The sequence below is a fragment of the Paenibacillus sp. FJAT-27812 genome, assembly GCF_001273905.1.
Taxonomy (GTDB): Bacteria; Bacillota; Bacilli; order Paenibacillales; family Paenibacillaceae; genus Pristimantibacillus.
Window position 1 is genome coordinate 1,355,201 of sequence record NZ_LIGH01000001.1, and the last position, 11,939, is coordinate 1,367,139.

Consider the following 11,939-nt stretch of genomic DNA (forward strand, 5'->3'; position numbering starts at 1 on the left):
TTATAAAATGGATCATAAATTCGCTATTCTGCTTCGAATGTATGAAATAATGCCGCAGCGCCGATGAGGCCGACATCGTCTTTTAGGCCGGCAGATATGAGGCTGTACGTTCCTCTGTACGGCGCCATCACAAGCTCATCTGTCTTTTTCCGCAGCGCAGGAAACAATAGATCCCCCGCTTTGCTTACGCCGCCGCCGATCACGATACGATCGGGATTGAACGTATGAACGGCATTTGCCAATCCTTGCGCCATATAATGAATCGTCCGGTCAATAACTTCAACAGCTACCGGATCGTTTAATTTCATTGCTTGAAAAACATGCTGAGACGTCACCCTACCTTCGCTAGCGCTTGCCAGCTCGGTAATGAGCGACGCTCTATCCTCCATATATCTCAACGCCGTATCGCGGATTGCTGTGCCTGACGCGAACACTTCCCAGCAGCCGTATCTTCCGCAGCTGCATATCGGTCCGCTCGGGTCAATCATATTGTGGCCCAGCTCACCCGCGAAGGAATGTGATCCTAGCAGCAGCTTGCCGTCTAAGACGATTCCCGCTCCAATGCCGGTGCTGAACGTAACGTAAACCATATTTTCTGCACCTTTGCCCGCGCCTCGAACATATTCGCCCCAGGCTGCAGCATTAGCATCATTAACTACCTGCACCTGAATGCCAAGCTCCGCTTCCATCCACTTCTTTAACGGGACGTTGTCCCACTCGGGAAGGTTAGTGCCATTAATTACGATACCGTCCCGGCTGTTCACCGCTCCGGGAGATGCTAATCCGACGCCGATTAATGGCCGTCCTTCGGAGACGGAGCGAATCATTCCGATCATCCGCTGAACCACCTCTTCGGCAGTTCGGGCACCGGCTGTCTCCATCTGCTCCCGTCCCAGCAGCGTACCGTTCGAGTCAAACAGCGCTGCCGCAATCTTCGTTCCACCCAAGTCGATTCCGACTACATAGCTTTGAGACTTATGCATGGCCAATCACCTTTTCACTTTCTAGTATCAGTCGACGCCGTGCAGACTGTCAGCAAGCGCCCGCAAGACCACTGGATCAATTGGAGACAGAGAGTCATTGCCGCAGCGGACAGCTGAGCCAAAATGCACTTCCGTCACTCCGGTCTGCTCGATAAACGTTTTGATGCCTTGCGGTTTTAAACCGCTTCCAGCTAATATTTTTAAAGACCCGCTTTGCGATGCCTCGACAAGACTGCGCATGGCCGGAACAGCATCGATCGCTGGACCCGGTCCAGCAGAGGTGAGCACCCGTTTAATTTGCGGGTAATGGCTTAGCGTACGCAAACCGGCAATTTGGTCTTCCAACTCGTCAAACGCGCGGTGGAATGTTACTTGCAGCCCATTCGTTAATGGCAGCAAGGTTTCCAGCGCCCGCTCATCGATGCGTCCTTCCGGCGTTAGCGCTCCAACAACAATGCCTGCCGCACCACTTTCTGCAATAGCTCTCGTCTCCGCCGCCATCGTTAAAATGTCGTTTTCCGAATAGACAAATGTGCGGCTATGCGGACGAACCATAACAAAAACAGGTATGCTCACCGCTTTTGCAACCTGCTGAATTAATCCGATTCCCGGCGTCAAGCCGCCTTCTGTAATTGCGGTAATCAGCTCGAGGCGGTCAGCGCCATTCGCTTCTGCGGTTAGCGCATCATCAATACACGTCGCGATGACTTCCAAAATCATAACGAAGCCCCCTCTCCATCCATTCTTTTATTGCTGTTCCTTCTTCATCGCATAATCGGCAAGAAGCCGCGCCCCGTATCCGGTCGCTCCCGCTTCCGAGTAACTCATGTCTTGCTTGTATTGAACCGTACCCGCCATATCGATATGAATCCATTTCATGGATTCAGCTACGAAGCGGCGAATAAAGAGCGCCGCCGTAATGGCACCTGCAAACGGAGAGGTGCTGACATTACGAAGATCAGCGTAATGGCTCTTGAGGTCCGCTTCGTATTCATCCATAAGCGGCATCGGCCAGAGCCTCTCCCCGTTGCGCTCGCCAATCTCGACGAGGCTTTGCGTCATGTCTGCATCGCCCCAAATGCCGGCGATGCCAAGACCTAGCGCAGCCCCGACATTCCCAGTCAATGTTGCAATATCAATCGCTTCCGCTGCTCCGATATTCGCAGCATGAATGAGTGCATCCGCGAGAATGAGCCTGCCTTCGCCATCGGTATTAGCCACTTGCACAGTCAACCCGTTCGGGAAGCGAACAACCGACGATGGCAAGATCGCCTCCGCGTCCGGCACGTTGTCAACGACCGGTATTAGTGCGGTCACATTCACATTAGCCTTCTTGCGGAGCAAGATGTCCATCGCGCCAACGACAGCAGCGGCACCGCCCATATCCATGCGGGCATCGCTAATATCGCTGGCCGTCTTCACGTTCATGCCGCCCATATCGAACGTAACGCCCTTGCCGACCAAAGCCAGCATCGGCAGCCTCGGATTTCCTTCATAGCGGATTTCAACAAGCGCCGGCGCATGCTTGCTTCCTGCGCCTACCGCCAGGAGACCGTTCATCTGAAGGTCAACAAGCTCCTGTCCGCGGTAAACACGAACCTTTACCGGGCTATCATCGCGGTCGAAATACCCTTCCATCCACTTTGCAAATGTATCTGGATTCAGCGTATCCGGCGATTCATTCACCCGGTCCCGAGCAAGCATAGCGCCATCTGCACGGATTCGCGCATTAACAAGCACAGCGTCCATTTCTACCGCTTTCAGCTCCGCCCAATCTGACGAAGAAAGCAATAACTCAACAGAATCGTTAATTTTCGTCGCTTCCCTGTAGGTTTGGAAACGGTATAAACCGAGCAGCCAGCCTTCTGCCCACGCTTGCAGCCAATCGGCGGCAGCCACTTCCCTATCGCCATCGGCCGCACTGCCTTCTTCATTGGCTATACGGACAAGCAAAGCACGGCTTTTCCCTTCACGCTGCGCCATACGGGCCGCAGACCCGCCTGCCCGGCGGATCTTCTCCAGCGTCAAATCACGTCGCTTGCCCATTCCTACTGCAAGCACGTCAAGCTCTTCTTCCGTTCGGCTGTACAACCATGTCGCACTGCCGCTCCGTTTATGCGCTTCCCCCAGCTTGAGCGGAAAAGCCTCCTCTTCAAAAGCCAGATAGACGAGAATATCCGCCGAATCGGCGGAATCGATTACAATATTCATCGCTGTCCCTTCTTTGCCTTAAAGTGTATACACAAGTTCAATTAACGCTCCAATTTCAACATCTCTTCATCGAATAAATGGCATGCAACCTCATGGCCGGGCTCAACCTCCCGGAATACCGGCACATGCTGCTTGCAGATTTCCATGCAGGAAGGACATCTCGTATGAAACCGACAGCCGGATGGCGGATCAACGGGGCTTGGAAGATCCCCCTTCAAAATAATGCGCTCCTTCTTAAGGCTTGGATCCGGCACAGGAACCGAAGAGAGCAGCGCTTGCGTATAAGGATGCAGAGGCTTGTCATACAGCGTGTCCTTATCCGCCGTCTCCACCAGCGAACCTAGATACATAACGCCTATGCGGTCGCTGATATGCTCAACAACGCTAAGGTCATGCGAGATGAACAAATACGTCAGCCCATACTCCTCTTGCAAATCCTGAAGCAAATTCAGCACTTGGGACTGAATGGACACGTCCAGCGCCGACACCGGCTCATCCGCCACAATTAAGCTCGGACGAACGGACAACGCCCGGGCAATGCCGATCCGCTGCCGCTGCCCGCCGCTGAATTCATGCGCGTAACGCTCCGCATGAAAGCTGCTAAGCCCAACCGTTTCAAGCAGCTCGTTTGCCAGCTTATCCCGCTCCTTGGGTGAGAGCTTCGTATGAATAAGCAACGGCTCGGCAACCAAATCTTTCACCTTCATCCGCGGGTTAAGCGAAGCGTAAGGGTCTTGGAATACCATCTGCATATCCTTGCGAAGCGGACGCATTTGGTTGTCGGAAATATGGCTGATGTTCTGGCCCTTAAACCACACTTCGCCATCGTTTGGCGTAAGCAACCGTGTCACCAGCCTGCCTGTAGTCGACTTGCCGCAGCCGCTCTCGCCAACGAGGCTGAACGTTTCGCCTTTGCGTATAGCGAATGAAATGCCATCAACCGCCCGCAAATATTTAGTCGTTCCGAGAAAGCCCTTTTTTACCGCAAAAGACTTCTTCAAACCTTTTACTTCAATTAACGGCGTCTCTTTCATGCGCGTCCCACTCCTTCCGTATTCTCCTGCTGCGTAAGCAGGCAGCGGCTCTTGCGATCCGCAAGCCCCTCTACCGGAAGTAATTCCGGTTCACTCACCTTGCAGCTCTCCATGACGAAGGAGCAGCGCGGCGCGAACTTACAGCCTTGCGGCATTTGCGAAAGGTCGGGAACATTGCCTTTAATGGAATCAAGGCGGCGTACATTTTGCCTCAGCTTCGGAACCGATTGGATCAAGCCCTTCGTATAAGGGTGCTGGGGATTTGCGAACAGCTCATGGACGGAAGCTTCCTCCACCACGCGGCCCGCGTACATAACGACAACCCGGTCGCATAGCTCAGCTACAACGCCGAGATCATGCGTTATGAGCAGCATGCCCATATCCTGTTCTTCCTTCAGCCGTTTCATTAGATCAAGAATTTGCGCTTGTATCGTCACATCGAGCGCCGTCGTCGGTTCATCTGCGATAAGCAGCTTCGGATTGCAGGACATAGCCATGGCAATCATCACCCGCTGCCTCATTCCGCCTGACAGCTGATGCGGATAGTCATCTACCAGCTCCTCCGCGCGAGGAATGCCAACCAGCTTCAGCATATGAATCGCATGCTCGCGTGCCTTCTTGCGATTGTAGCCCAAATGCAGCATAATCGGTTCTGCCAGCTGCAAGCCGATCCGCAGCACAGGATTAAGCGATGTCATCGGCTCTTGGAAAATCATCGCCATCTCGTTTCCCCGAATACGGCGCATGTCCTTCTCTGAAAGGCCCGTTAAATCCGTTCCTTCGAAACGGACAGCCCCTCCGGCGATTTTGCCCGGCGTGTCCTTAAGCAGGCGCATAATCGACAAGGAAGTTACGCTTTTCCCACAGCCGGATTCGCCGACAAGACCAAGCACTTCGCCTTTCTTTATATGAAAATCAACGCCTGCGACCGCCGTTATGCTGCCGCCGCCCCGTTTGAACTCCGTTTTCAACCCTTGTACTTCCAGCAAATGTTGAGTCATGTCTTGTCCCTCCTTAGTTTTTCATCTTGGGATCAAGAGCATCGCGCAGTCCGTCCCCGACCAGGTTAAAAGCAAGCACAGTCAAAAAGATAGCTATGCCCGGAAAATAAACGATATGCGGTGCAATACTCAAATAATCGCGCCCCATACTTAACATGGCGCCCCAATCGGGCTCCGTTGTCTTTGCGCCCATTCCGAGGAAGCTGAGTGATGCGGCCGCCAAAATAGCGCCGCCGATTTTCATCGATACATTTACGATAATGCTGGAAATCGTTTCGGGAAAAATATGCCGCCAAATAATCCGGTTATTTTTCGCTCCCATCGAGCGAGCAGCCTCAACGAACAACGTCTCCTTCGCGGACAACGTCACGCTTCGAATAATTCGCGCAAACGAAGGCGTGCCGAATACGGCAACCGCGATTACGACGTTCGATAGTCCAGGGCCGAGAATAGCGACGATACCAATAGCAAGCAGCAGATCAGGGAATGAGAACAAAACGTCGCTGCCCCGCATAATAATCCGGTCCCACCAACCGCCGAAAAATCCGCTTAGCAGGCCAAGGATGGTACCGAGCACCGCCGCAATCGTTACGGCACTAAGGCTGACGGCTAACGTCAACCGCGTTCCATCGATGAGCCGGCTCAAAATGTCACGTCCATATTCATCCGTACCCGCCCAGTGAGCAGCGGAAGGCCCCGTCATCAAGGCATCATAGTTAGGTTCATCAGGATTGTAAGGCGCCAGGAACGGCCCAAAGATGCCGACGATAAATAGCAATATAATAAAGCAGGCAGCCACGACAGCCATCCGTTGTTTGCAAAACTTGCGAATAAACTCTCCAAATCGCCCCTTCGTTTTAGCCGGGGCCTGCACCTCATCCGATAACGGTGAGCCGCTTCCCATTACCGCCGAATTGTTGCTCATGATATTCCTCCTAACGCTAAATAAACACTGTAAGCAACATCATCTGTCGCATGAATAACCAAACGTATCCTTACATGTCTTCATCGTTCAAACTACGATGAATACCTAATTTTTGGATTGAGTACGCCATACAGCAAATCTACAATTAAGTTGATTAGAATAAATTGCGTGGCGAAAAGCAGCAGCAAGGCTTGAATGACCGTATAATCACGGAAAAGAATAGAATCAACCAGCAACCTGCCGAGTCCCGGAATACTGAACACCGTCTCGACCATAACCGAACCGCCAAGCAGAAAACCGAATTGAAGACCTGCTACAGTTACAACCTGAATTAGTGAATTCCGAAGCGCATGTCTGCCGATAACGACGGACTCACGCAAGCCTTTGGCACGGCCCGTACGGATATAATCCTCTCGCATCGTCTCCAGCATCGAGGATCGCGAATACCTGGCTAGCATAGACATAATACCGGCCCCAAGGGTAATGGAAGGTAAAATATAAGATTTCCAAGAATCAACGCCGCCCGTTGGAAACCAACCAAGCTCTACCGAGAAAATTTGAATAAGAACGAGCCCAAGCCAGAAGCCGGGAATGGACATACCCGAAATGGCTGTCAATGTACCTGCGTAATCCGGCCATTTGTTGCGGTATACCGCAGATACAACGCCAATCAGAAGACCGATAACAAGCGCCCACGCCATACTGAGGAATGTCAGCCATAAGGTAGGCATAATTCTGCTCTCCAGCATATCGGTAACCGGCATGCCCGAACGAATCGAATTGCCCAGATTGCCGCTAAGCAGATCACCCATATAGTTAATGTATTGCTTCCATAGCGGAAGATTAAGGCCAAGCTGCTCCTGAATGCCTTGAATTTCTTCAAGCGTAGCGTCCTTGCCCGCAATAAGCCTCGCCGGATCTCCGGGAATTAAGTGAATAAACATAAAGACAAGCACGGATACAACAAACAGCAACGGAATAACCCCGAGGAGTCTTTGCAAAGCATATCTACCCAACTTATAAGCCTCCTTCAGTTTCGACAGATGATATAATAGGGCCGCTTCCCGTTAATCTATAGAAGCGGCCCCGTTCATTTCATGTGGTACTAAGCCTAACGTTTGTCATGCAAGCTTATTATTTCACTTCTGCATTCAGGACATTGATGGAACCGTCCGGATAAACTTTAACGCCTTCGAGGTATGATCTTTTGCCTGAGATAATTTGGTCAACGCCCATGAATGCCCATGGCGCTTCTTCCCAAATTGTTTTTTGGATATTAGCGTAAATGCCTTTTGCTTCTTCTGGATCAGTTGATTTATTCGCTTCCGCGATCCATTTGTCTACATTGTCATTTTTGTAATAAGCCGTATTGGAGCCTGCAGGCGGGAACATCTCGCTGCTGAACAAACCTCTTGTCGCACCATCTGCATCACCTGAAGATGGGGACCAGCTTACATACCACATTTGGATTTTTGCTTCTTCAGGCGTTTTAGCGGAGTTGATTTGATCGGAAAGCGTACCGCCCTCCATCGACTTCACTTCCAGCTTAATGCCTACAAGCGCTAGCTGTTGTTGAATGAATTGCATCCCTTTGATCGTTTCGGATTCATTCTCGCCCCAGATTTCAGCTTCGAAACCATCCGGGTAGCCTGCTTCAGCAAGCAGCTGCTTTGCTTTGTCTAAATCGTAGTCGTAGCCCGATTGCTGTGAATAGTACTGTGTCTTCGAAGACATGGTGGAATCAAGCTTTGCACCAAGGCCCGATTTTACAACTTTAATGTAAGCTTCTTTGTTGATTGCATAGTTGATCGCTTGACGCACTTTCACATCATCGTAAGGCTTCTTCATCGTGTTCAGTGTCACATAACGAACGATGGTCGAATCAATCGTATCGATCGTCATGCCTTCTTGTCCTTCAACTTCTTTCACTTGCTCCGTTGGCATCGGATAGATGAAATCAGCCTCGCCTGTTTTCAACATCGCAATTCGCGAACCGTTCTCTGGTACCGGTCTGAATGTGATGCTGTCCACTTTCGGCAGCCCTTGCTGCCAGTACTCAGCATTTTTCTCCACGACCAAACGATCGCCTTGAACCCACTCTTTGAATTTGAAAGGACCTGTACCTACTGGCTTCTTCGCAATATCAGCCCCGCTCTCCTCGAGCGCTTTCGGGCTAATGATTCCCGCCATAGCTACTTTATTTAGAAATGCGTTATAAGGCTCGCTAAGTGTAATGACTACTGTCTTCGCATCGGGAGTCTCTACTTTAGCAACTTTAGCGAAGCTTTTGCGCAATCTTAGGTTGTTTTTCTCATCTTGAATACGGGCGATATTCACCTTAACAGCCTCTGCGTTGAAGTCAGTGCCATCATGGAATTTAACATTTTCCTTCAAGTGGAACGTGTACACGAGTCCGTCTGCGCTTATTTCGTGGCTTGTAGCAAGCACAGGAATGAGCTGCATATTTTCATCAAAGCCCATCAAGCCTTCATACATTGTTCTGCCGCCGCTGATCGAATGGGTGTCACTCGCATTGTGCGGGTCAAGCGTAATAAAGTTAGCATTAATGGCAATAACGATATCCTTATCGTTCTTCGTTGCCGTATTCGTTGCTTCCGGCTTGCTCGTCGCGTCGCCGCCAGTGTTGCCTGTGCCTCCGTTATTGTTCGCTTTGCCGCAGCCTGCAGCAACTACAGCTAGGATGAGCAACAGCATGAACATCGAACTTACTTTTCCTTTTGCTTTCATCTTCTACACTCCCCTATAGAAATGATGTATTAGAACAGCTCCTAAACCGGTAGTACTCGACTTGGAGATTATTCTTGCCTTTAAATCAGACTTGCCACTGGAAAACAGCTCGACGTTCGCCAACCGGCGTTCCGCCGTCATTCACAATCTCATTAGGCACAAGCGCATACAGACGGTCAATCGTATCTTGATTGCTGTAGCCGATACGCTCTAGTATCGATGCGATAATGCAAGGCCAAACCTGCTCGGAACCGTCGGATACTTTCAGCGAGATGCCGATTCTCTCCTTGCGGAGTCCAATGCCGTATACGCCTTTAGCCCCGCCTTTAGCCGTCAGGTTGTCATCCTTCAGCAATGCCGAACAGACAAACTTCGTATCGGCGATCATATCGGGATTATCATTCATCAGCTTTGCGGTGGCGGCAGCAGCATTTCGTATATCGATATCCTCGATCAAGTCGGGACAGGCAAGCTTCAGGTAGGAATAAGCAATCTTGTGAAGCGGAAGCGCGAAGATCGGCAATCCGCAGCCGTCAATGCCTTGCGGAATGGACTCTTTTGGCACCTCGGCAATGTAAGCCGTCATCTCCATAATCTCTTGCTGCACAGGGTGATTGGGATCGTAATAGGTTTGTTCATCCCAGCCCATATGCTTGCTGAGGCCCAACAATCCCGCATGCTTGCCTGAGCAGTTGTGGAAAATTTTGCGCTTCGGCTCGTTAGCCCGGTGACGGTCTGCTTTCGCATCCTCGTTAAGCGGATACGTAGCGCAGCAATGAAGACCTTCTTCCTTTAGCCCCATTTTCTGAAACATGGATTCCAGCGCTTCGATGTGGAAAGCCTCTCCCCGGTGCGAAGCGGTGAAAAGCGAAGCCTCCTTGCTCGTCAATCCGTATACCTCATCGATTCTTCGCTTCATCACCGGCAGCGCCTGGAACGGCTTCGCGGCAGAGCGGAGATACGTCATATGCTCCGGATTGCCTGCTTTATACAGGATGTTTCCTTTCTCATCGACCACGCTAACGGCACCGTAATGTACATTTTCAAGTACGCCGCCGCGATATTCTTCTACTAGTGTTGTAAAGCCCATCCTTGCGACCTCCCCGTTCGAATAAAGTTATTCCAATGCGAAAAAACGATTTTGTGACAACAGTCCCGATCCGATCATGACGCCCCGCTCGTTCAGCATCGAACGATGGAATGCGAATGAATCGCGGAGCGGTTCCCATAAGAAACGCGAGAGATAGATCTTCTCGACCTCATCGTGAATATCAGGGAACTTATCAACCAGCTCGCCGCTTAAAATCACGCTGTCAGGATTGTACATGCATACGACGTTGTTGATCGTGATGGCCATATACATAAGCGCGCGATCGATCAGATGAACGGCCCAGTGCTCCCCCGCACGCTTTGCTTCAAATAATTCTTCGATCGTGCCTACTGGGCGAATGCGATTGGCTTCCGATAACAACGAACTAATGTTGATGTAGGTCTGCAGGCAGCCTGCTTTGCCGCATTCGCACATCATCCCGCTTGGATCTACTGTCGTATGGCCAATTTCACCGGCACTATTCATAACCCCTCGATAAATCTCGCCTTCGAGAATAATCGCGGAGCCAACGCCATGACCAAAGCCGAGCAGCGCGGTACGTCTAGAACCGAGCGCAGCCCCTTTCAAATGCTCGGCAAGCGCCCGCACCTTGAGCTCATTGTCAACCGCAATTTCAAAGCCGGTCAGCTCCTTCAGTCTCTCGGCCAGCTTCACATTTTTCCAGCCAAGCTGAACGGAGAATACGACGATGCCCTCTTCATTGTTCACGATGCCGGGAAGCCCGATACCGATGCCAACGATGCGCGTACGGTCAAGCTCCTGCTCTTGCAGCAATTGTTCGATCGCTTCACTTATGCGCAAAAGCGTCGTTTCCGGGCTCTCGTCCGGCACACGCGGGTACTTGCTGCCGCAAACAAGCTTGCCTTGCAAATCCACGATACCAATGCTCATTAAGCTGCGATCCAGATCAACGCCAACCGATAACACCGAAGCATTAACCATGCCGAGGAGCGTGGACTTCCTGCCTAGGCCCGCCGATACTTGATCGGAGTTCAAAAGATAACCCTGCTCCGTCAATTCACCGACAATTCTACTGACTGTAGTCGGGCTCATTCCCGTCTGTTTGGCAATAGAAGCGCGGGATATGGGATGTTGGTTTTTAATGATCTCAAAGACGGTAAGGCGATTTTGCCTCTTCATAAAATCCTGATCATGCTTTTTCACGGACGTCTCTCCCATTATTTTCTCCACTGAATTAAATACATATATTTTCCACTGATAAGACGTATTAATCACATTAAATACCGTTGAAAACCGTCGTTTCATCGATTTACCAATTTAGTTTCTCCACTGCTGGTATTAATGATAAACGCTCAACGTAACGGTGTCAATATCAATGACATCATTTATCGTTATATTATTTTATCTCGGAAATGAAAGCGATTAACTCGGAATATATATCTGCATTTCACCGTACACATCACACATACCTGACATAAAATGAATGTTTTTCTATCTTCCCCTTCTATTTAATAGCACCGCTTTCATTTTGGAATTCGCTCCATTTGCCTGTAAAAGCAACAAAAAATCGCCTTCACTCCAGACGACTCGTAAGAATCGACAGATTGAAGACGATTTTTGACGCAGCTTAGCTAGCCTACGCGTTCTTCTTGCGGATTTGCTTGTCTCGGTTCTCGCCCCACTCCTTCGCCTGGGACGTTGCAATCGCTATCGCTCTACCCTCTTCATAGCCATCCTCCAGCAAAGCATTCGCAATTTCAATCGCTTTGTTGCGAACGGGAGCCATAAAGTTTTTGAGCGATTCCGGGTAATCCTCTTTTGTCCATGGCATCATGTTGCCCTCCTCTCGGAATGAATCGCAAGCTTCTAGTCCATAGAGCCGCCTGCAGCAAGCTAACAACTATTACCCTTCATGCAGACGAGATTAAACAGGCAGAGCATGAAGCATGGGTAAGAGTGCCCCCA

The 11,939-nt window shown here is 50.6% G+C and carries 11 protein-coding genes; all 11 read right to left on the reverse strand.

Going from position 1 to position 11,939, the window contains the following annotated elements; genetic code table 11:
- Positions 1-23 precede the first annotated feature (23 nt).
- Positions 24-983, reverse strand: coding sequence for an ROK family protein (locus ADU23_RS05735; RefSeq protein WP_053372870.1), 960 nt, complete (start codon positions 981-983; stop codon positions 24-26).
- A gap of 27 nt (positions 984-1,010) precedes the next feature.
- The gene (locus ADU23_RS05740; RefSeq protein ID WP_053372871.1) at positions 1,011-1,703 is read right to left on the reverse strand and encodes a copper homeostasis protein CutC; all 693 of its coding nucleotides are present in this window, start codon (positions 1,701-1,703) and stop codon (positions 1,011-1,013) included.
- 27 nt (positions 1,704-1,730) lie between these two features.
- On the reverse strand, positions 1,731-3,194 hold the full coding sequence (locus ADU23_RS05745; protein ID WP_053372872.1) for a leucyl aminopeptidase family protein: 1,464 nt from the start codon (positions 3,192-3,194) through the stop codon (positions 1,731-1,733).
- A 41-nt stretch (positions 3,195-3,235) separates the two neighbouring features.
- A complete protein-coding gene (locus ADU23_RS05750) occupies positions 3,236-4,228 on the reverse strand; it encodes an ABC transporter ATP-binding protein (RefSeq protein ID WP_053372873.1) in 993 nt (330 codons plus the stop codon).
- Positions 4,225-5,229, reverse strand: a complete 1,005-nt coding sequence (locus ADU23_RS05755) for an ABC transporter ATP-binding protein (protein ID WP_053372874.1) — start codon at positions 5,227-5,229, stop codon at positions 4,225-4,227. The genes ADU23_RS05750 and ADU23_RS05755 overlap by 4 nt, the downstream gene beginning before the upstream one ends.
- A 13-nt stretch (positions 5,230-5,242) precedes the next feature.
- Positions 5,243-6,154, reverse strand: coding sequence for an ABC transporter permease (locus tag ADU23_RS05760; RefSeq protein WP_053372875.1), 912 nt, complete (start codon positions 6,152-6,154; stop codon positions 5,243-5,245).
- A gap of 92 nt (positions 6,155-6,246) precedes the next feature.
- Positions 6,247-7,170 carry an ABC transporter permease subunit gene (locus tag ADU23_RS05765; RefSeq protein WP_053372876.1) on the reverse strand — a complete coding sequence of 308 codons (924 nt, stop codon included), beginning with the start codon at positions 7,168-7,170 and terminating at the stop codon, positions 6,247-6,249.
- Positions 7,171-7,288: 118 nt separating this feature from the next.
- Complete coding sequence (locus ADU23_RS05770) at positions 7,289-8,902, reverse strand: glutathione ABC transporter substrate-binding protein (RefSeq protein WP_053372877.1); 1,614 nt, start codon at positions 8,900-8,902, stop codon at positions 7,289-7,291.
- Positions 8,903-8,987: 85 nt separating this feature from the next.
- Positions 8,988-9,992 carry an asparaginase gene (locus tag ADU23_RS05775; RefSeq protein WP_053372878.1) on the reverse strand — a complete coding sequence of 335 codons (1,005 nt, stop codon included), beginning with the start codon at positions 9,990-9,992 and terminating at the stop codon, positions 8,988-8,990.
- Between the two features lie 27 nt (positions 9,993-10,019).
- Complete coding sequence (locus tag ADU23_RS05780) at positions 10,020-11,177, reverse strand: ROK family transcriptional regulator (RefSeq protein WP_053377484.1); 1,158 nt, start codon at positions 11,175-11,177, stop codon at positions 10,020-10,022.
- A 433-nt stretch (positions 11,178-11,610) separates the two neighbouring features.
- The gene (locus ADU23_RS05785) at positions 11,611-11,808 is read right to left on the reverse strand and encodes a DUF2188 domain-containing protein (RefSeq protein ID WP_231637322.1); all 198 of its coding nucleotides are present in this window, start codon (positions 11,806-11,808) and stop codon (positions 11,611-11,613) included.
- Between the last annotated feature and the right edge of the window lie 131 nt (positions 11,809-11,939).